Raw genomic sequence first — 20,813 nt, 5'->3', positions numbered from 1 at the left:
TTATTTTTTACTCCACACTACTCTATTTACATAATCGGTATAGCTCAAGATGATTCTCACCATTTTTTCAGAAACATTCGGCATCGAATAGTCTGCTACTTGGCGGAAATTTCTTTGGTCTCCTAATTTCTGTGTCTTTAGCTGCTCTAAACCTTGCATGATTCTTTCTGGCGAAAGTCCTACCATCATTACGCTGGCTTCTTCCATAGCTTCTGGTCTTTCATGCGCTTCTCTGATATTTAACGCTCTGAAATTTAGAATGGAAGATTCCTCAGAAATCGTTCCTGAATCTGATAATACGGCATAACTTCTCATTTGTAATGCATTATAATCATGGAATCCTAGCGGTTTTAAAAACTGAATTTCTGGTCTTACCGAAATTTGTTTTTTGTCTATCATATTTCTGGTTCTCGGGTGTGTAGAAACGATGATGGGATAACCAAATTTTTCGGCAATGTCATTTAAACTCTCTATTAATCCGTTGAAATTCTTTTCAGAATTGATGTTTTCTTCACGGTGAGAAGACACCACGAAATATTTTCCTTCTTCTAAATTTAATCTTGACAACACATCAGATTTTTCAATTTCTGGAAGGTAATGATTTAGCACTTCAAACATTGGCGAACCTGTTTTGATGATTCTATCTGCTGGAAGTCCTTCTCTTAACAAGTATTCTCTTGCAATATCAGAATAAGTCAAATTAATATCTGCGGTGTGGTCTACAATTTTACGGTTGGTTTCTTCTGGTACTCTTTGGTCAAAACAACGGTTTCCTGCTTCCATGTGGAAAATAGGAATCTGTCGTTTCTTCGCAGGAATGGCACACAAACAAGAATTGGTATCTCCTAATACCAAGAAAGCGTCTGGTTGGATTTCTTCTAAAAGTGGATCTATTTTAATCAAAATATTTCCTACGGTTTCTGTGGCTGTTTTTCCAGCAGCTTCTAAGAAATAATCTGGCTTACGAAGTCCTAAATCTTCAAAGAAAATCTGATTGAGCTCGTAATCATAATTTTGTCCGGTGTGGACTATGGTGTGTTCTATTGCGTCTGATTGGTCTAATGCTTTAAGAACCATAGATAATCTGATGATTTCTGGTCTGGTTCCTACAACGGTCATTACTTTTAATTTTTTCATTATAAATGATTTACAATTCTTATTATATTTTCATTAATTTCAGAAGTATTAAAATTTACTAATAATCCTAATTTCACTTCTGATAGTTTAAGATAGGTTAATAATTGTTTGTAATGTAATTCTGCGAGATGTTCTACTGATTTTACTTCTACAATTACTTTATTTTCTACAAAAATATCAATTCTAAAGCCAACTTCCATTTTTAATTCTTCATAAATGAATGGCAATCCTAATTGAGACTTTACATTTAACCCTACTTTTCTTAGTTCATAAACAAGAGCGGTTTCATAAACTGATTCTAATAATCCTGGACCAATATTGTTATATACTTTATATATGGCACCTCTTATGAGATAAGATATTTCGTTTTCGGTCATGGTTATAGTTTTTTATGTTTTTATTTTTGCGGATTTCATATCTCGCTGATTCTCGCAAATTTTATGCACTGATTTTCGCGGATTTTTTTTATGTTTTTATTTTTTGCTGATTTTTATTTTATTTCTCGCTGATTCTCGCTGATTTTATCCGCTGATTTTCGCGGATGTTTTTTTATGTTTTTATTTTTGCAGATTTTATTTCTCGCAGATTCTCGCAAATTTTATCCGCTGATTTTCGCGGATGGTTTTCATTTCTCGCGGATTTTTTTTATGTTTTTATTTTTGCGGATTTCATTTCTCGCTGATTCTCGCAAATTTTATCCGCTGATTTTCGCGGATTTTTTTTATGTTTTTATTTTGCTGATGTTTATTATATTTCTCGCGGATATTTTTTTATGCTTTTATTTTTGCGAATTTTATTTCTCTCTGATTCTCGCAAATTTTATCAGCTGATTTTCGCGGATGGTTTTTTATGTTTTTCAATTTATACTTCAACGAAATAAGTATCTGGATTTTCTGGATTATAGGGTTCGTTTATCCAAAACATGGTATACAGTTCTTCGTCTCCTATGTTTTTGATATTATGAGTGTACCAAATCGGCATGTCTACATAAGCTGGTTCTGAACCATCTAAATAAAAATCATGCACTTGGTCTGAATCTATTTTTCTCAATTGAATTAAAGCTTTTCCTTTAATCACGGCAAATCTTTCGATTTTTCTGGTATGGAAATGATTTCCTCTGGTAATTCCTGGAACAGTGGTAGAAAAAGAGCACTGTCCGCCAATTCCTAATCTTATTAATTCTACAAACGCTCCTCTATGGTCCGTATGCTGAGTAAACTTCACCGGGTAATGATTTTCTAGGTCAATGTATGCTCTGTACGTATTGAATAAATGATAATCAAAAGGCGTTTTCAGTTCTGGGATTTCGCCGTTTTCTAAATATAAGGTTTTATAATTTTCTAATTTGGCCAAAACTTCGGTTACTTTATGCGTAGATGTAAAGGGAACGTGGTAGATTTCTTCTGAAACGTCTACTTCTATTTTATTGATTATTTCTTGTACCAATTCGCCTACATAGATTAAATTCACCTCACCATCTTGTTGGATTTCTGGTGTTTCTCCATGGGTTAATTTGTGACAAAAAGTAGCAATAAAAGAATTATAATTGGGTGCACCAAATGGCCCGAAAACATTTGGAATCACTAAACCTGTGAATGTTCCGCCGTGGTTTTTTGCCCAATTGCTTAATAGTTCACGTCCTTCTTTTTTGGATTTTCCGTAGAGGTTGTCTTTTTCTTCCTGCGAAGAAGATGAGAATAACACATGCGCCTTGGAATTGGTTTTTTCTAAAGCAGTGATGAGTTGTTTTACCAAATTTACATTGGTTTCATAAATCACTTCTGGATCAGGATGGCGATTCATAGCAGCTAGATGCACAATTACATCACATTGTGCCACGAAATTTTCTAATTTTTCTGGATTTTGAAAAAAAGATTTATCATAGGGAACCCTCTCATATTTTTCAGGTTGTAGCCCTAATGTATTGTAAAGATGTGAACCTACGAAACCTTCTTGCCCTGTAATTCCTATTTTTTTCACTTGAATGTTTTTAAAAATTAAAAGTTTCTAAGGGAAACTTATATTCATCTGCTATTTCTTTTAATTTATAATCAGCCAAAACCAATAACTGAGCATTATCCTGAAGCGCTTTGATATGAGACAAAAATCCTGATGGAATATGCAGCACATCTAATGTTCCACTTTCTAAAATAAAGGTGTGTTTCTGCACAATCTCTGTTGGATTTTCCCAATCATTTGGTGTAATCAAAGTAATTTGAAAAGAACCATTAATCGCCGAGAACCACCTTTGCTCTATTTTATGACCTTGCCAAGCTCTTTCTACGGAGAGGTCTTTATTTTCTATCAAATACATTCTTTTGATGGATGACGCATCAAAATCATTATTGTAACGCAGTGTTCCTCTGTGGTCTTGGAATAAATTTCCTTTTAGAATAGATGGGTTCACTTGACTTTTTTAATTTATATTGTTATGACATTTTATCATTCGCAGATATTTGCGGCTTTATTAAGCACATGATTTAATCATTTTTACTCAGTCTTAACTTTGGATTGGTTTACATGGGATATTGTAAAACGTCTTCACCAAAAATTTCTTTTCTGATTAAAGGCAATTTAGAAATGAGTTTTTTCAATCCTTCTACTCCTTGTTGTTCTGTATTATGAGAATGATAATCTTCAATTTTAGACATATCTTCTTCTCCTTCAGAGAAATATTTGGCGTAGTTTAAGTCTCTATTATCTGCAGGAATCCTGTAGAAATCTCCCATGTCTTCTGCTTTTTGCATTTCTTCTCTGGTGCAGAGCGTTTCGTAGAGTTTTTCGCCGTGTCTGGTCCCAATGATTTTCACGGGCACTTCTTTTCCAGTGAGTTCTATTAATGCTTTTGCCAAGTCTCCAATGCTTCCAGCAGGTGCTTTGTTTACGAATAAATCTCCAGGATTTCCGTTTTCGAAAGCAAATAACACTAAGTCTACCGCATCTTCCAGAGACATAAAGAAACGCGACATATTAGGGTCTGTGATGGTGATGGGCTCACCTTTTTGGATTTGGCTTAAAAACAATGGAATTACCGAACCTCTGGAGGCCATTACGTTTCCGTATCTGGTAAGGCACACCACAGTATCTTTAAGGTTTCTTGCTTCTGCCACGGCTACTTTTTCCATCATGGCTTTAGAAATTCCCATGGCATTGATAGGATAAGCAGCTTTGTCAGTAGAAAGACAAATTACTTTTTTCACGCCATTTTGCGCTGCTGCTCTGATGACGTTTTGTGTACCTTCTACATTGGTTTTTACTGCTTGCATTGGGAAAAACTCACAAGAAGGCACCTGTTTCAAGGCTGCTGCATGAAAGATGTAATCTACACCTCTGGTTGCAGGTTCTACAGAGGAAAAATCTCTTACATCACCAATATAATATTTGATTTTGTCATTTTTATAGAGATTTCTCATGTCATCTTGTTTCTTTTCGTCGCGCGAAAAAATTCTGATTTCTGAGAAATGGTCTGTATGTAAAAAGCGATTCAACACAGCTGTTCCGAAAGAACCTGTTCCGCCTGTGATGAGTAATTTCTTATTTTTTATTTTCATAACTATAAGTTTTCTCTATTATAGATAAGTAGTTTCTTGTTCTTTCCTTACTTGTTGCAAATTTCTTAATAATTATTGACTGTTCGTTTATTAAATCTCGTCTTATTTCATAATTCATAAAAATATTTAATATTGCCTCAGCATATTCGTTAGGATCAGTAGGATTGCAGTATATGGCCCCAGTATCGCAAATATCTTTTGAAAAAGGCATATCTGAGGTAACAATGGGTACTCCCATTTGAAGCGCTTCCAAATAAGTAGTAGAAAAAACCTCTAATAATGTTGGGAAAAATAGCAAATCAGATTTAAGATATAAATCTGGAATTTTTTCTAATGGAACATGACCTAAAAAATTCACATTTTCGCATGTCCTTTCGGACCACGAAAAATCTTCAATAGAAGCCGAAATATTAAAAGTGAATCTAAAACTTGGATTTTTAGCTTTTATTAATTCAATTACTTTAGGAATGATATTCAAATTCTTATGAGGGTAATTCGCCGACAAACAAAGAATATTAAATCTATCTTGGCATAGATCTATACTTTGCCATTTATCTTTTTCCAGAAAAATAGAATTAAGAGTATTGTTTACTGTATAGGTAGGCTTATTATATTTATATTTTTCTATAAAGATTTTTCTTGCAATTTCAGACTCAAAAATCAATGCATCTGAGTTGTTTTTAAAAAATAGCGATTTCAATACACTAAATATTCTGTATTTCATTTTTTCTTTAAATCCTAAGCTTTCAAAGAACGGAGAATCTGGATAAATCAAATATGGGATTGCCATTCCTACGATTTTAGGATATTTACTTCTATGATAAGAAGGTCCAAAAACTGTAAAAATTACATTTGGGCATATTTTGCGCTCTAAATTAAGCATCGTTTTTCTTCTTTTAAGAATATATTTTTCTTCTTTCTCTCCCAGCTCATAAAATTCAAAATTATTAGGGAAATTATCTTTAGTAAACCCGCGAGCAAAGTTCTTAGATTGAATAATGTGATAATTATGATTAAGTCCTAATTCTCTTAAGTCATTTAGAAAAGAAGTAGCTACTTGTAAACCACCACCTGCATATAAATTAGAGCAATCAATTAATAGTTTCATTAAAAAAATTTAATTTTATAAAGGTATATTTTTTAGTTTATTAATTGTCATTAATTTTGATAAACCTAAAAATCTTCATTCAAGGAAATTGAGTTTTCAAAAAAAATATCATTTTTGACATTATTAAAGGAAACAACATTAATATTATTAATTTGTTGATAGTTGACTCTTAAAAATTTTTATTTGATAATTAGGATTCCACTTTTCGTCAATTACCCTTGAAACCTCATCTTTGCGATTTTCTTTTGATATTAATTTTTTTATTTTATTCGCTAAATCGTTCACATCATTTTCCTTGAAAAAAAATCCATTAATTCCATCTAGAATTGTTTCAAATTCAGGCATTTGTTTTGTGAAATTGTTATGAGTAATTACTGGTGTCCCATAAGCTAATGAATGTAAAGCTGTAAGCCCAACATTTCCTGGTGACACACAAATATCAGCATCATATATATATTGTGATATGATCATTTCATCATAAATAGGGCCTACCTGCCAAACTAGATTTTCTAGATTATTTTCTTTAACTTTTTGATCAAAATCATAATCAATATCCATACCTCCAATAAGTACAAAATTAGTATTTATATTTTGTGATTTCAAAATATTCATAGCTTCTAATATTTGCTCAAGTTTTTTTGATTTTTGAATTCTACCTATATAAAACAATATAGGATTATTATTTTGAAAATATTTTATATATCTATCTGATTTGATTAAAGTACTTCGAATATTTTTTTGTTTTTCAAAATCTAAAGAATTATAAATTACAATCAGATCTTCCTCTTTAAAACCATCAAGTATTAATAGATTTTTTGAATAATCACCGTACAATAGTAATTTAGAGGCCAATTTAAAATATATTAACTTAATTTTTTTTTGAATTTTGGTTTCTTTGCCATACAATCCATGTGTCCACAAATAAGTTTTTTTATTCATCATTCTGGCTATTATCAGAAATATCCAGTTAGACAAAATTTGTGGGTCTCCTGTCAATACAAATTTATTATACGATTTAAATATTAAGGATATACTACTTACATACCAATAAAACGATTTATACGTAATAGTTTTGAATTCTTTTTTAAACCCAAGTAATTCTTCATATCTTATTTTTTTTATATTAGAATTAGGTATATCACCGAAATAAAAATCTATATTTATATTCCTCGCGAGAAGATTATAAATAAAAAGCCTATAATGGGGTGCATAATTCAAAATAAATGCAATTTTTTCCTTTTTCATTTTTAAAATAATTTCTCCTTTTAATATTTATTTCTATTAACTTTTTTTATTTAAAGTAGGATTCGAATATAAAAAATTAACTATTTTTTGCGCTTGTATTTTATTTGATTTTTCATTCATAACAAATTTTGAGGCTAATTGTCCTTTCTGAAATAACTCCTCTGAAGATAAACTCATCAAATTATTCAAAGTGTTTTTAATACCAATTTCAGATTCATCATCAAAAAAATAAAGATGATTAGAATAATCTTCTGGAATGCCGGGCAGTCTTGTTGTTACTACAGGAGTGGCAGACAACATATACTCTAGAATTTTTGATGGAAAAGAGAATTTAGAAAGCTCTAGTGAAGAAGGTCTAGGATTTACTAATAAAGTACATTCGGGTAATAATTTCACTATTTCACTATTTGGTACAACTCCAAAAAACTTAATATTGTTATGTTTCACCTCACAAGATTTTATGTATTGTTCTAAATCGCCCCACCCATATAAATGTAATTGAAAATCGTTTAACTCTAATGCTAAAAAAGCATTTATTAGTTTCTTTACCCCATATTTTTCATATAAACCTCCTGCATACAATATAATTTTTTTCCTTTCATAGGTTACTCCCACTTCATAGTTTGCATCTACGAGTCCTTCCATAATGATATTGGGCTTCAAATTCTTATTGACTACATCATTCATTTGTTTGGTTAATAAAATATACCCATCAAAAGAATTTAAAAATTTCAATAAAAATTTAATATACCATTTATTAATGAGACCTTTATTTTTATTTATATGCTGATACTGAGGCAAGTCAGTTACAATTACAATTTTTTTCACTTTTAAAATCATACAAGCAATATACCCTCCAATCGTTACAGATTGATTCAGGTAGTCAAAAACTGCATAATTAATATTATTTTTCCTATAAAGTTTGAATGTGAGAATAAATGAATACCATACATTAAATATTTGTCTTATTAAACCTTTTTTATTAAAACCTGTAAAGAAAAAATCATGATTTTGAAAATTTTTACATTCTATTTCTTGAGACACATCCCCACTAATAGGTAATGAAGAAATATTTTGTAATGAAGTAAAGTTTTTAAGACCTTCTGACAATAAACTGTGAAATTTTTGAGCCGCTTGAGAGGGATAAGAACCGGTTTTAGATTTGATTTCTTCTCTTAACTCTAAAGGAACTAAATTGCTATAATATATAATTTTCATATTAATTTTTTAAAATTCACTTATTATCATCAAAAAAAATATTTATTTTGTAGTTTTTTCTTAAAAAATAAAGTTTCATTTCAATATATAGTTGGCTTATTTTTAAGGTTGTTAACATATTGTGATATTATTCCCGTAAAGATACAAAACAACAAAAAAAGTAAATAATACCCTTCCATTATTGGCTCTACAAAGAACACTAATAAAAACCCAATCAAATAAACAATAAAATAATTTTTGAGAAATAATTTTGTTGTTTCTAATTTCAATAATTTATAGAAACTAAAAAAAACAGATAAAGTAAAAGCTAAGTAAAGTAAAAAAGAGATTGCCCCGCCCATTCTCGCTATGTCAAGCCACATATTATGAGCATGTCCATACTTTTCAAGACCCCAACCCCATGGGTCAGTAAAAATAGATTCAAGGCTACCTATCCATCTATAGGTTCTCCCCCCTGCTGTACCCACTCCATACTCTTCGCTATCATATCGGTTTTTATAAAATTTAAGCCAATCTGAATTAAAATCAATATTATTTATAATGTAAAAGAAGAAAAATATTGATATTAAAATAACAGTGGTTTTGTGAAAAAAAGAAAAATTTTTAAAATTTTTAAAAAATAATAAAATAAAGCTAATTAAAGAAACTAATAATTGAGTTCTACTCCCTAACCTCAAAACACAAATTAACGAAAATAGAAATAACAAAAATATTATTAGCTTCACCCATAATTTATCATATTTTATGTTTATCAACCCTAAAGAAACCATATTTAACACAAAAAAAGCAGAGATATTTGTAGCACTAATGTAATTACCTTTATTCCATAATAAATACATTGTTCTTTTACCCTCTATAAAACCATTGGTTATTATTTGTTCTAAAATAGAAATCATGGGAACCAAAGAAAAAGTGAATGTTAAAAACAAAAATAAAAATACTAGAACTTCTTCTCTATCATATTTTTTTGAAATATATTTTCCTGACAAATACAAAAACGAAGGAACAAACATATTAGGGATAACACTTATAAGACCATCATCATTATAATTGGTATTAAAAGAAGAAAAAAGTTCATATGAAACAGAAAAAAATAATAATAGAAAAAAATTGATATCTAACAAGCGTAAACTTTCTTTGATTCTAAAAATGATAAAAAGTACAATCAATAATGCCATTCTTTTGCCATAGAAGAATGGATTAATAAAAGTAATGAAGATCATTACTAATAGAATAAACTCTTTTTTTATAAAATTTGCAATCATTTTACAGAATTATAAATTTGCAATAATTGTTGTGTTATTATATTTGGATTATGTCTTTGGGCAATTTTTTCCTCAAAAAAATGATTTATTTCTTTATTTTTAAAGATTTCGTCTATATAAAAAGCCAACATTTCTACTTCTTCAAAACGATAAAGATAGCCATTTTTATTATGATTAACCATATCTGGTATTCCTCCTACATATGAAGAAACATTTGGCACCCCTAATATTTGGGCTTCAGCAAGAGAATTAGGACTGTTTTCAATTGATGACGGACAAACAAAAACATTTGATTTTAAATATTGTTCTTTCATTTGTTCTTCAGATAAAAATCCTATAAATTCTACATTGTTCTTAAGATTAAGATGCTTGATTAAATTTTTCACATAATTGGCATACCCATTTATTTTTAATTTATTCATCCATCCTTCTTCTTCTATTTTTTTTCCTCCAATTTTTATTTTCAGTTGAGGATATTTATTTTTCAGTAAATATGCAGCTTTTAGCACTTGGTGAAGTCCTTTGATGGGATAACCTGCTTGACTTAAAAAAATAGTGTATGGTTCACAATTTTTATAATCCCATTTATGAGATTCATAAAAGCTATTTCTTAAAATTTCTCCTCCATGAAAATAGGTCATCTTAGGATTTAATTTCAACGTATGCGCTTTATCCCATTCTGTTCTTCCAATTACGTAATTGCATGTATTGAAAAGTTCTTTTTCTACAAGACCTCTTTTTTTAAATTTTTTTTGGGCTTGAAAAAGAGTGTCTCTTCTTAAAATATCCCTAAGGGTAATATTTTTTAAAATATCTAATGTGGAAATTCCTGCTAGATAATATTTTCCTATGACAGACACTAGACCTTGAATAGAAAAAACAACATTTTCAGCACCATTAGCTTTAATAAAGTTCAACCCATAATTAAATTCTGTTCCATGAATATGAACAACATCTGGCATGATTTCTCTTTGCAAATGTTTCCATTGTTCTTCTGAGTTATCCACCGTATAGTAATAAATACCATCAATATTTTTTGAAAAAGACTTTGTTTTTTTTCTTACAGTCACTATGTGGAGATCTATATTTTCACAATTTTTAAGTTGTTCAGAAAGACCAACTAGCCAACCTCCAAAAGGACTTACGGTAAGATTGAGCTCCCTAGAAAGAGCTGGCAAAATGATATTAACAATCCAAAGAATCTTCATATTATTCATTAAATAAATTTATCCACTTATCTATAATCTTTTTTTTATCAAATCTATTGGATGAAGTAATAGCATTTTGAGCCATGCTATACAGTTTATTTTCATCAGACATTAAAAGTCTCAACTGATTAGTATAAGTTTTCAAATCATATGGTTTTATTAAATAACCCGTTTTTCCATCATCTAGAATATCATATATACTTTCAAAACTGGTAAAAGCAAAAGGAATTGTTCCAAAGCACAAAGCTTCATTAAGTACTAATGGCCACCCTTCTATATTAGATGTCATACAAAGAATAGAAGCTTGGGAGTAATACTCAAGGGGATTCACAAATCCTAAAAACTCGACATTTTTTAAATGTAATGCGTTAACTTTTTTTCTTAAATGAGACAAATAAGGACCGTCTCCTACTATTTTCAAACTCCATTCAGGAAATTCTTTTTCTAAACTATTCCAAATTGTAATTATTCTATCTGGGCGTTTGTGTGCATAGTCTAGCCTACCGACATATAATATTATTTTTTCCTTATTTATAAGGTCTTTGTCATCAGGATATAAAGTATTAGGATTAGGAATTGCTACTAATTTATCATCTGTAATGGGTTCTACAAATTTTGAAAAAACAGAATAATATCTTTCAGACAATAAAACTATTTTATCAGACTCATTATATAATTTATTATAAAATTTTTTATAGTAATTAAATATTTTCTTTTTTCTAGAAAAATATAAAATTTTTCTTCTAATAAATTTTGGATGATAGAAATTATGAATGGTTGTTTTAGCATCTACTTGCAATTGTTTCAACTTAAAATCTGGATTAATATGTAAAGCAGACAGTAGTTTTATACTTGAACTTTCCTTTACTTTCATACAGAGGTTAGAGAAATCAACAATATTCCCTGCTTGATTTAACACTATATCAATTTTTTTTTCTTTAATTATTTTCAGAAAAAAATCAATGTTTTCTTGGCTTGAAATTTCATTAATATTGGGTAAAAAAAATTGTGTAACAGGAGGTTTGTAGGGCTTACTAAATGGGCTTTTGTGATACGCTAAAAAATAAACATTATATCCTAACTTCACTAATTCATGAGTAAGCAGAGTAGAAACTCTTTCTACCCCACCAATCAAAGGATTAAATTCTTGTGTATTTGCAATAAGAATATTCATAATATATTTAAGCTTTAGAAGCAGGTCCCTTTATGTCTTTATATTGAGTATGATTCATTAAATGGTCTACTAAAATAAAAAAATTATTCACCGCATCTTTAGCATTCCAAGTATTTTTAATTGTGAGAAATCCGTTTTCACTAAATTGATGTCTTAAATGAGGGTTTTTAATCAATATTTCTACCTTATCAAAAAGATCATTAAGATTTCCCGATTTAAAAATTAATCCATTGATATTATGTTCTAAGAGATAGGGAACAGAGCCTATTTCATCTGAGGCCACAACGGCACATCTATTGGCTAATGCTTCATTCAATACAGCCCCCCATCCTTCATTTCTATCGCTAGTAAAAAGAAACACATCTGCTTCTCTAAATTTATCCACCACTTTATTATTGGGTAAACTTCCTAAAAAAGCAATCTCATTTTCCAGTTGAAAAGATTTTACCATTTCTTTTATATTATTTAGATATGGCCCTTCTCCCACCATTTCTAATTTTACAGAATATCCTTTATTTTTTAATTGATTCACTAGTTTAATGGATAGTTCAGGATGTTTCCAATCTAAAAATCTACCGACCCACAGTAAAGTTAATATTTTGTTTTCCTTCTTAATAATATTGCTATTAGTGCTGTTTATTTCTGGGAAATATCCCCACTTAAAACATTTATTTATAAAAAGCCCTAAAAGATTTACATCTTTTTTTGTAAAAGCACTAGCACATAACATATAGTAGTGTTTGTGGATATAAGGATAATAATTTTTAATTAAATTAAGCCAAAATTTAGGATGAAATAAAATAGAATACCCCTTCTTGAACCATCTTTCACTGTATACAAATGTTAATTTATTTTTTTTTAGTCTCTCTTTTATCAAAGACTTAGGAGCAGCACCAAAAATGACTATATCTGAAGACATGGCTAATGATATTGCTTTCTGATAGTTTTCATCATTTTCAAATGCCTTTAAAAGATATGGTTTGTCTGAAAAGTCAGGATACCCAAGTTTTAAATTGACATTAGGAATAGGCATGGTTGCAACAAAAGTATAATTTTGTCCCAGTTTTTTAAAAAATTCATCTGCAACAGGAACCTGGTGATGATTTATAAAATTAGTAAAAAATGTAACTTTCATTTTTTTAAATAATAAAATAACTTAATTAAAAGAATATACAAATTTCTAAAATTGGAAAATAACAAATACTCAAACTTTACTTTCCAATTAATTATTGGATTTTTGAGTATATCCATTGTTTTTAGAAAATCCATTTCAGTTCTATATTCATCTGAATTTGTATTCTCGTTCTTAATTAAAAAATGTAAAAAATTAAGTGCTCTAAGGAAAAAAATTTTCTCATAGTTGTGAAAAATTTCGTTTAGCTCTTTTTTCTTTTTCACAAATAAATATCTTTCTTTAAAAACCCAATATAAATCTTTTATTCTTTTATTAGCTTTGTTGGGGTCAAGACAAATACTGCCTTCTCTTCTTAAATAATTATAATAAAATTTTTCAGAAAGAATTACTTTACGAGCATTAAACAAAATTTCATGGGCTACCGCAATATCTTCATATAATCTTCCTACAGGAAATTTAATCCCATTAAACAATTTTTTTTTATAAATTTTGTTCCATGCAAAACTTTGGATTTCGTTGTCCATCACAACTAGTTCGGCAGCTTTTAGACCATTATAAATTTTGGTTTCAAAAAATTTATTTTCTTTTTCTATTATCAAGCCTTCCATACTTCTCACATAGTGACCACAAATTACAATATCGGCATCATTTAAAGTCAAATCACTTATCATTCCTAAGAACATTTCTGGCTCGATCCAATCATCACTATCAATAAAACTAATATACTCGCCTTTAGCATATGTAAGCCCCATGTTTCTGGCAGAGCTCAGCCCTCCATTTTCTTTTTCTAGATACACAATTCTTGAGTCTAAATTTGCAAAATTTAAGCAAATTTTTTTTGAAGCATCAGTAGATCCATCATTCACCAAAATCAATTCATAGTCTGTAAAAGATTGGCTAAGTATGGAGTTAAGACACTTTTCTAAATACTCTTCTACATTATAAACTGGAACTATTACACTAAGTTTCATTTTTTTTAAAAATATAAAATGTTAATAAACTAATTACTCCCATGATTAACCAAGAAATTCCTTGTCCCCAAGCCGCTCCATAAAAACCAAAATTATCTATGAAAACCTTAAAAATAATGACACTTAAAAACGCACCTAAAAAACGATTATACATTTCTAATTTAGAAAAACCTTTACTTATTAACACACCCGAAATTGTAAATGAAAAAAGAGTTGTAACATTTTTAATACATAATATATTTGCATAATTTGCCGCTTCAATATATTTTCCGTATGTCAAAAAATCAATGATATATTTTGAAAAAAACATAAATGCCACATTGGGTATTATTGCTAATCCAATAATCAAAAATATGATTTGGAAAACCTTATTCATCTCATTCCTAGAAGAATACTTGTAAATTTCAGGATCAAAGGTTTGTAGCAAAACTGAACCGAATATACCGATATAACCTGCGATTTGAATCCCCACATTGTATAATCCAAGATTATAATTATCATTTAATTTTTCAAGAAAAGTTCTGTCTACTCCCATGAAAAAAAATGTTAAAATTGCAGAAATCACTAGAGGCCAAGAGAAAGAAAGGGCTTCACGAGTTATTGTTCTATCTATTTTAAATTTAAATTTATAAACATTCATTGAAAAAACGCCAAATAGAATGCTTGTTATTAAAATGGCTGACAATCTTCCAACTGCTCCATATTTAATAAAGTAAACCCACCAAAGAGATAAAAGAGCACTCACCAAGCTGTTAAGAATGGAAATTATACTGTATCTTTTTGCATTATTTCCCATTCTTAAATCTAATAAATAAAGATTATAAAAATTAGAAAAATACAATGGTAAAAAACTCATTATCGCATAAGGGAAAAACTCTATAGAGCTCACAAAAAACTTATGATAAAAATAATATACAAGAATCAGTAGAGCCAATAACAAAAGGCCAAAAATAATATAAATTGATAATATTGTTTGATAGATCTCCTTTTTCTTATTATCATCTACAAGATAATATTTCCTTGCATAAAAATTACTTAAGACAAGAGATACCAAAGGCATAAAGAGTATATTAAATGAAGAATAATATCCTAATATTGCAAAGTCTTTATGATTAAGCCCTACTGATAAAAAAGGATTAATCAAAATACCTATTACCGCTGTGATGATAGAGGTAAAAAAATAAAGTGATAAGCTTTTTAGTTTCGGTATTTTGGCTATTAAATTATTCATTTTTAATACCACCTAAGAAATCTTTTATTATACTGAATTAATGGTTTTTATAAATACTTATCTTTAAATTTCTGAAAAAACGTTCTATTATCAACACCATAGCCATAACCATATTTATTACCATAGCCAAAGTAATCTTTATTTACATCATTTAATACAAATGCCACATTTTTAATTTTATTAGCTTCTATATTTTTACTTGCAAAATCTACCAATAATTTTTCTGTATATTTAGATCTTATAACATATAAAGTAACGTCTGCTACTTCAGAAATTAAGAATGAATCAGTAACTAACATTAATGGTGCTGTATCTAAAACAATATAATCATATGTATGAGAAAGTTCGTCTATCAAAATTTCGAACTTACCATTAGAAAGTAAATCCGTTGGGTTAGGAGGAATACTTCCAGAATAAATTACATCTAAATAATTGTTATAAATACTTTTATGTATAAGTGTACTTATTTCTACATTTTCTCCATGAAGAAATTCAGTCAGTCCTCTTAATCCTTTTCTATCTGAATTATACCTTTGCAATTGTGGATTTCTAATATCCGCTCCAATTATTATTACTTTTTTATTTGGACTTGCAATGGTTAATGCTAGATTAACCGCAACAAATGTTTTTCCTTCACCTTTAACGGTAGAAGTCACAAAAACCACTTTTCCTTTTTTCTTTCTCATCATGAAATTCATGTTGGTAATCAAAATTCTGAAAGCTTCGGCTAATGGAGACATATCGTTTATTTTGACCAGTTCATCGGATCCTTTTTCCAACTGTGGAATTTCTCCAATAATAGGTTTACCATGATAAATTTTCTCAATATCATGTTTTGATTTTATTTTATTGTCAAATAATTCAATCAAATAAATAAAAGCGAAAGGAATAAGGAGACCTGACAATAATCCGGCAAACATAATAATGGCAGATTTAGGCGCTACCTGTTTTCCTTTAAAAGCTTTATCGATAATTCTGGCTTTTGGTGCAGTAACCGCTAGAGAAATTTGAGTTTCTTCTCTTTTTTGGAGTAATAATAAATAAAGTGCTTCTTTAATTTGCTGTTCGCGTTCTATGCTTCTAAACAACTTTTCTTGAGTAGGAATTTTGTTAATTTTTCCTGAAACTAAATTTTGTTCTTGAACATATTTATCCACCGCAAGACTTAGCCCATCCCTACTTTTCTGAAGATTTTGTATTATAGTAGGTCTAAGATTATTAATTCGACTTGTAACCTCTACGACTAAAGGGTTTTGAGGTGTTGCATTTTCTAAGAGTCTATTTCGTTCTAAAACCAATTGATTATACGTGGTTATTGTAGCTATAGCTCCTGGATTATCTAGTCCTATATTGGATGGAATAGCTTGAAAATTACCCTGTTTGGTAACAAAATCTATTAAGCTGTTGGTAAGTTCTAACTGAGAAGCTATTTCTAATTGTTTGGCTCTCGCTTCAGCAGAGGTCTCTAAGCCAATCTTCGCTTCCGTAGCTAAATCTGTGATTTGATTGATTCTTTTAAATTGTTCTTTTTTTGCTTCTACATTTCCTAAATCATTTCCAACATTCGCAATCCTTTCCTCTATAAATTCAGCTGTTTTTTTTGATTCTTGATTCTTATCATTAATTGCATCTGCATTATAAACTTTCACCAGATGATTGATAATATCTTTAGCTTTGTCTACATTTGGATAATTCATAGAAAGTTTTATGACTGTAACTTCTTTGTTGACTAAAGCAGCTGTTAATTTAGTCTGATATAGATTTGTTTTGCTTTCGATATTTGAAACATCTAATTTCAGCTTATTGATAGGTTTACTATTATAATTTTTATTTTTAAGAATGATGATATTGGCATTTGGTAATGAAATTACTTTATTGAAAGAACTTGTTCTATTGCTATAACCTTCAGATGATAAGACTAATTTATCCCCTTCAATCATGAGTAAAATTGGAGATATTTTTTTTCCATTTTTCTTTTCATTTACTATTTTAACAATAATAGGAGAGCTGTCTCCATACACTTCTGTATCTTTAAAAAAACCTGGGATAAAAATATCTGTCTCTAAACCTAAATCTCTAATTACGGTAGTCATTAATTTTTTAGATTTAAATACTTCTAATTCATTATCTACTCCATCAGAATTCATCTTTCCTAATCCTGATAAATCTCTAAGCATTTCAAAATCCTGTCCTCCCATAGATCTCTTAGAGTCTTTGATGAGCACAGTAGATACTGTTTCATATACAGCATTTTGTGTTTTAAGAAAAAAATAAGCCAATGACAATGTTAATATTCCACTTAAAACAAACCATTTCCAACGTTTTATATAAGGCCTGATTATTTCTTTGATTTGAATTTCTTCTGTTTGAAAATTATTATTGTTCATGTTTTAATTTTTAAAAATCAATGCTAGAATAGTTACTACAATAGATGCCACTGATATATAAATACCCGCATTTGGATCTAATCTTGACAGTTTTTGCTTTGTATCATTTGGACTTACTATAACTACATCATTTTGTTTTAGATAGAAAAATGAGGAGTTAATAAAATCCGCTTTAGAAATATCTATTCTTTCTCTACTTATTACCCCGTCGGTGTTTCTCAATACTAAAATATCGGTTCTATTACCATATATAGTAAGATCTCCTGCTAAACCTATAGCTCCTAGTACAGTGGTTTGTGCTTCTGGGATGTTATAGGTACCTGGTCTATTCACCTCTCCTAAGACTGTTACTTTATAATTGGTATTTTTTACTGCAACTTGAGGATTAACAACATATTTTGATAATTCTTGTTTTAAAATATCTCTTAACTCTTCTGTATTTTTATTTTCTGTACTCATTTTTCCAATGACAGGAAAATCAATATTTCCATTTGAGTCTACAACATAAGTAGGTCCAGAGATAGAGGTTTGACTTTGCGTGGGAGCGTTATTGCTTGGTATAGAATATTGCAAAATTTGGCCAGAGGAAAAATTTTGGTTAAATGGTTTCACTACATCCATATCTTTTGCCGTTACCATGATTACCAACTGGTCATTTGGCTGGATTATAGATTTTGCATTTTTAATAGAAGCCTCTAACGCCACACTTTCGATATCTTGCAAATAATCTAATTTCTTTTTGCTAGTACATGAACTTAGCAAAACAAATAAAAGACTTAATACGATTAAACCAATATTTTTTTTCATTTTTAATATTTATGATTAAAGTTTATTGTCACTATTTTTCAAAACTCCTTTTACGTCGTACAATATAGCATTTTCTTTTCTAAGAAACGAAAAATCCATATCCAAAAATTCTTTATGTGCAACACCTACAACAATGGCATCAAATTTTTTATTTGGAATGGTATTTTGGCATTCTAATTTATATTCATGCTGTACTTCTTCAGGATTTGCCCACGGATCAAAAGTCGTTACTTTTACCCCGAAATCTTCTAGCGCTCTTATTACGTCTACGATTTTGGTATTTCTTACATCTGGACAGTTTTCTTTAAAGGTGATTCCTAGTATTAAGATTTCGGCACCATTTACATTGAAGTCTTTCTTAATCATGGTTTTGATGACTTGTTCTGCCACGTATTGTCCCATAGAATCATTCAGTCTTCTCCCTGCCAAAATAATTTCTGGGTGGTAGCCAAATTCTTGTGCTTTTTGTGCCAAATAATAAGGATCTACTCCGATGCAGTGTCCGCCAACTAAACCTGGTTTAAAAGGCAAGAAATTCCATTTGGTTCCTGCAGCTTTCAATACTTCATGGGTATCAATATTCATGAGATTGAATATTTTAGCCAATTCATTTACAAAAGCGATATTGATATCTCTTTGAGAATTTTCAATCACTTTAGCTGCTTCTGCCACCTTGATGGTTGGTGCTAAATGTGTTCCTGCAGTAATCACAGACTTGTATAAATCATCTACAATTTTCCCAATTTCTGGGGTAGAACCCGAGGTTACTTTCAGAATTTTTTCTACGGTATGTTCTTTGTCTCCTGGATTAATTCTTTCTGGAGAATATCCCGCAAAGAAATCTACGTTAAAGGTAAGTCCAGACACTTTTTCAAGCATTGGAATACACTCTTCTTCTGTTACACCAGGATAAACGGTAGATTCATAAATGACAATATCTCCTTTTTTTAGCACTTTCCCAACGGTTTCGCTGGACTTATATAGAGGTGTTAAAACTGGTCTATTGTTTTTATCAACAGGAGTAGGAACGGTAATGATATATATATTCGCATCTGCAATATCTTCTATTTGGTCTGTACAAAAAAGCCCGGTTTTATCTTTAGCAGGATTTTCATTTAATAACACGGATTGTAATAAATGGTCTTCTACTTCTAAAGTAGAATCTTTTCCTGATTTGAGTTCCTGTACTCTTGCAGTATTGATATCAAAACCTACGACTGGATATTTTGTAGCAAATAATCTAGCCAAAGGCAACCCTACATATCCTAAACCAATAATTGTAATCTTATGACTCATTTTATTACTGTTTTAGATTTTCCCAATACCATTTCACTGCTTCTCTAAGCCCTTCTTTCATGGAAAATTTCGGATTATAATTTAAAAGTGTTTTTGCTTTTTCTATACTTGCTAGAGAATGGGGAACATCTCCTTTTCTGTAATCGCCATATAATACTTCAACTTTTGAAATTTCCCCATCAAATTCTGACAAGTATTCTTTCAGATATTTCACCAAATCATTTAAGGTTGTTCTTTCTCCGAAAGCAGTATTGTATACTTGGTTGAGTGCTTCTTCATTTTCTACGGTTAATGCTAAGAGATTCATTAAAATGACATTATCTATATACGTAAAATCTCTAGAATACTCGCCGCCTCCATTAATCACTGGTGATTCATGACTCATGAATTGCATTACAAACTTAGGAATTACTGCAGCATAAGCTCCATTAGGATTTTGTTTTCTTCCGAATACATTAAAATATCTAAGACCTATGGTATTAAAATCATAGGTTTTCTTAAAAACATCTGCATATAACTCATTTACATATTTGGTTATTGCGTATGGTGAAAGCGGTTTTCCTATTCTTTCTTCTATTTTAGGCAATGCTTCAGAATCTCCGTAAGTAGAAGAACTTGCAGCATATATTAATCTTTTTACATCAGCATCTCTTGCTGCCACTAACATATTTAAAAAACCACCTACATTGACTTCATTACTAGTAATGGGATCATTAATAGAACGAGGAACCGAACCCAGCGCAGCTTCATGCAAGACAAAATCTTGATTTTCGCAGGCTTTTTTACAAGTTTCTAAGTCTCTTATATCTCCTTCAATGAGTGTGAAATTAGAATTCTGAAGACACGTTTCTAGATTCTCTCTTCTTCCTGTAGAAAAATTATCTAGACAAGTGACTTTTGCTCCTAATTCTAGGAGGGTATCACAAAGATTAGAGCCGATAAAACCAGCTCCACCTGTAACCAATATTTTTTTATTTTTAAATTTATCTGTATTACTACTATTTAGCATATTTAATGAAAATTTTCTACATTAAAGTACTAGAAAAACTCACTTTTTTTCAAGTAAAATCCTTTTCTAGA

General features: G+C 29.8%; 18 protein-coding genes. All 18 read right to left on the bottom strand.

What is annotated here, in order from left to right; all coding sequences use genetic code 11:
- Nucleotides 1-1,137, bottom strand: coding sequence for a non-hydrolyzing UDP-N-acetylglucosamine 2-epimerase (gene wecB, locus KKQ76_RS01045; protein ID WP_213195442.1), 1,137 nt, complete (start codon nucleotides 1,135-1,137; stop codon nucleotides 1-3).
- The gene (locus KKQ76_RS01040; protein WP_213195441.1) at nucleotides 1,137-1,514 is read right to left on the bottom strand and encodes a GxxExxY protein; all 378 of its coding nucleotides are present in this window, start codon (nucleotides 1,512-1,514) and stop codon (nucleotides 1,137-1,139) included. Before KKQ76_RS01040 ends, wecB begins: the two co-directional genes overlap by 1 nt.
- 484 nt (nucleotides 1,515-1,998) lie before the next feature.
- Complete coding sequence (locus KKQ76_RS01035) at nucleotides 1,999-3,117, bottom strand: polysaccharide biosynthesis C-terminal domain-containing protein (protein WP_213195440.1); 1,119 nt, start codon at nucleotides 3,115-3,117, stop codon at nucleotides 1,999-2,001.
- Nucleotides 3,118-3,127: 10 nt separating this feature from the next.
- Nucleotides 3,128-3,544, bottom strand: coding sequence for a WxcM-like domain-containing protein (locus KKQ76_RS01030; protein ID WP_213195439.1), 417 nt, complete (start codon nucleotides 3,542-3,544; stop codon nucleotides 3,128-3,130).
- Between the two features lie 109 nt (nucleotides 3,545-3,653).
- Nucleotides 3,654-4,688 carry a polysaccharide biosynthesis protein gene (locus KKQ76_RS01025; protein WP_213195438.1) on the bottom strand — a complete coding sequence of 345 codons (1,035 nt, stop codon included), beginning with the start codon at nucleotides 4,686-4,688 and terminating at the stop codon, nucleotides 3,654-3,656.
- Complete coding sequence (locus KKQ76_RS01020) at nucleotides 4,672-5,796, bottom strand: glycosyltransferase (RefSeq protein WP_213195437.1); 1,125 nt, start codon at nucleotides 5,794-5,796, stop codon at nucleotides 4,672-4,674. Before KKQ76_RS01020 ends, KKQ76_RS01025 begins: the two co-directional genes overlap by 17 nt.
- A 147-nt stretch (nucleotides 5,797-5,943) precedes the next feature.
- Nucleotides 5,944-7,041 (bottom strand): glycosyltransferase, encoded by a 1,098-nt coding sequence (locus tag KKQ76_RS01015; protein ID WP_213195436.1) that lies wholly within the window; start codon nucleotides 7,039-7,041, stop codon nucleotides 5,944-5,946.
- Nucleotides 7,042-7,077: 36 nt separating this feature from the next.
- Nucleotides 7,078-8,259, bottom strand: a complete 1,182-nt coding sequence (locus tag KKQ76_RS01010) for a glycosyltransferase (protein WP_213195435.1) — start codon at nucleotides 8,257-8,259, stop codon at nucleotides 7,078-7,080.
- Between the two features lie 80 nt (nucleotides 8,260-8,339).
- The gene (locus tag KKQ76_RS01005; protein WP_213195434.1) at nucleotides 8,340-9,524 is read right to left on the bottom strand and encodes an O-antigen ligase family protein; all 1,185 of its coding nucleotides are present in this window, start codon (nucleotides 9,522-9,524) and stop codon (nucleotides 8,340-8,342) included.
- Nucleotides 9,521-10,741, bottom strand: a complete 1,221-nt coding sequence (locus KKQ76_RS01000; protein ID WP_213195433.1) for a glycosyltransferase family 4 protein — start codon at nucleotides 10,739-10,741, stop codon at nucleotides 9,521-9,523. Before KKQ76_RS01000 ends, KKQ76_RS01005 begins: the two co-directional genes overlap by 4 nt.
- Nucleotides 10,734-11,906, bottom strand: a complete 1,173-nt coding sequence (locus KKQ76_RS00995) for a glycosyltransferase (protein WP_213195432.1) — start codon at nucleotides 11,904-11,906, stop codon at nucleotides 10,734-10,736. The genes KKQ76_RS01000 and KKQ76_RS00995 overlap by 8 nt, the downstream gene beginning before the upstream one ends.
- Before the next feature lie 7 nt (nucleotides 11,907-11,913).
- Nucleotides 11,914-13,041 carry a glycosyltransferase gene (locus tag KKQ76_RS00990; protein ID WP_213195431.1) on the bottom strand — a complete coding sequence of 376 codons (1,128 nt, stop codon included), beginning with the start codon at nucleotides 13,039-13,041 and terminating at the stop codon, nucleotides 11,914-11,916.
- Nucleotides 13,038-14,012, bottom strand: a complete 975-nt coding sequence (locus KKQ76_RS00985) for a glycosyltransferase family 2 protein (protein ID WP_213195430.1) — start codon at nucleotides 14,010-14,012, stop codon at nucleotides 13,038-13,040. The genes KKQ76_RS00990 and KKQ76_RS00985 overlap by 4 nt, the downstream gene beginning before the upstream one ends.
- Nucleotides 14,002-15,243: a lipopolysaccharide biosynthesis protein gene (locus KKQ76_RS00980; RefSeq protein ID WP_213195429.1), complete on the bottom strand. Its 1,242-nt coding sequence runs from the start codon at nucleotides 15,241-15,243 to the stop codon at nucleotides 14,002-14,004. Before KKQ76_RS00980 ends, KKQ76_RS00985 begins: the two co-directional genes overlap by 11 nt.
- Nucleotides 15,244-15,290: 47 nt before the next feature.
- Nucleotides 15,291-17,630 carry a GumC family protein gene (locus tag KKQ76_RS00975; protein WP_213195428.1) on the bottom strand — a complete coding sequence of 780 codons (2,340 nt, stop codon included), beginning with the start codon at nucleotides 17,628-17,630 and terminating at the stop codon, nucleotides 15,291-15,293.
- 3 nt (nucleotides 17,631-17,633) lie between these two features.
- Entirely contained in the window at nucleotides 17,634-18,437 is an 804-nt protein-coding gene (locus tag KKQ76_RS00970; RefSeq protein ID WP_213195427.1) for a polysaccharide biosynthesis/export family protein, read from the bottom strand.
- A 15-nt stretch (nucleotides 18,438-18,452) separates the two neighbouring features.
- Entirely contained in the window at nucleotides 18,453-19,733 is a 1,281-nt protein-coding gene (locus KKQ76_RS00965) for a nucleotide sugar dehydrogenase (RefSeq protein WP_213195426.1), read from the bottom strand.
- Between the two features lie 4 nt (nucleotides 19,734-19,737).
- The gene (locus tag KKQ76_RS00960; protein WP_213195425.1) at nucleotides 19,738-20,742 is read right to left on the bottom strand and encodes an SDR family oxidoreductase; all 1,005 of its coding nucleotides are present in this window, start codon (nucleotides 20,740-20,742) and stop codon (nucleotides 19,738-19,740) included.
- Nucleotides 20,743-20,813: the final 71 nt, after the last annotated feature.

Origin of the sequence: Cloacibacterium caeni (genome assembly GCF_907163105.1) — a bacterium.
Lineage (GTDB): Bacteria > Bacteroidota > Bacteroidia > Flavobacteriales > Weeksellaceae > Cloacibacterium > Cloacibacterium caeni_A.
Note: the sequence above shows the minus strand (reverse complement) of the source record. Positions and strands in the feature narration are given on the sequence as shown.

Bases quoted from the DNA above. Each gene is read 5' to 3' on its own strand.
- KKQ76_RS01020 (WP_213195437.1), bottom strand. From the start codon at position 5,796: ATGAAACTATTAATTGATTGCTCTAATTTATATGCAGGTGGTGGTTTA.
- KKQ76_RS00995 (WP_213195432.1), bottom strand. From the start codon at position 11,906: ATGAATATTCTTATTGCAAATACACAAGAATTTAATCCTTTGATTGGT.
- KKQ76_RS01015 (WP_213195436.1), bottom strand. From the start codon at position 7,041: ATGAAAAAGGAAAAAATTGCATTTATTTTGAATTATGCACCCCATTAT.
- KKQ76_RS01005 (WP_213195434.1), bottom strand. From the start codon at position 9,524: ATGATTGCAAATTTTATAAAAAAAGAGTTTATTCTATTAGTAATGATC.
- KKQ76_RS00960 (WP_213195425.1), bottom strand. From the start codon at position 20,742: ATGCTAAATAGTAGTAATACAGATAAATTTAAAAATAAAAAAATATTG.
- KKQ76_RS00985 (WP_213195430.1), bottom strand. From the start codon at position 14,012: ATGAAACTTAGTGTAATAGTTCCAGTTTATAATGTAGAAGAGTATTTA.
- KKQ76_RS00970 (WP_213195427.1), bottom strand. From the start codon at position 18,437: ATGAAAAAAAATATTGGTTTAATCGTATTAAGTCTTTTATTTGTTTTG.
- KKQ76_RS01025 (WP_213195438.1), bottom strand. From the start codon at position 4,688: ATGAAAATAAAAAATAAGAAATTACTCATCACAGGCGGAACAGGTTCT.
- KKQ76_RS00990 (WP_213195431.1), bottom strand. From the start codon at position 13,041: ATGAAAGTTACATTTTTTACTAATTTTATAAATCATCACCAGGTTCCT.
- KKQ76_RS00975 (WP_213195428.1), bottom strand. From the start codon at position 17,630: ATGAACAATAATAATTTTCAAACAGAAGAAATTCAAATCAAAGAAATA.
- KKQ76_RS01010 (WP_213195435.1), bottom strand. From the start codon at position 8,259: ATGAAAATTATATATTATAGCAATTTAGTTCCTTTAGAGTTAAGAGAA.
- KKQ76_RS01040 (WP_213195441.1), bottom strand. From the start codon at position 1,514: ATGACCGAAAACGAAATATCTTATCTCATAAGAGGTGCCATATATAAA.
- KKQ76_RS00980 (WP_213195429.1), bottom strand. From the start codon at position 15,243: ATGAATAATTTAATAGCCAAAATACCGAAACTAAAAAGCTTATCACTT.
- KKQ76_RS00965 (WP_213195426.1), bottom strand. From the start codon at position 19,733: ATGAGTCATAAGATTACAATTATTGGTTTAGGATATGTAGGGTTGCCT.
- KKQ76_RS01000 (WP_213195433.1), bottom strand. From the start codon at position 10,741: ATGAATAATATGAAGATTCTTTGGATTGTTAATATCATTTTGCCAGCT.
- wecB (WP_213195442.1), bottom strand. From the start codon at position 1,137: ATGAAAAAATTAAAAGTAATGACCGTTGTAGGAACCAGACCAGAAATC.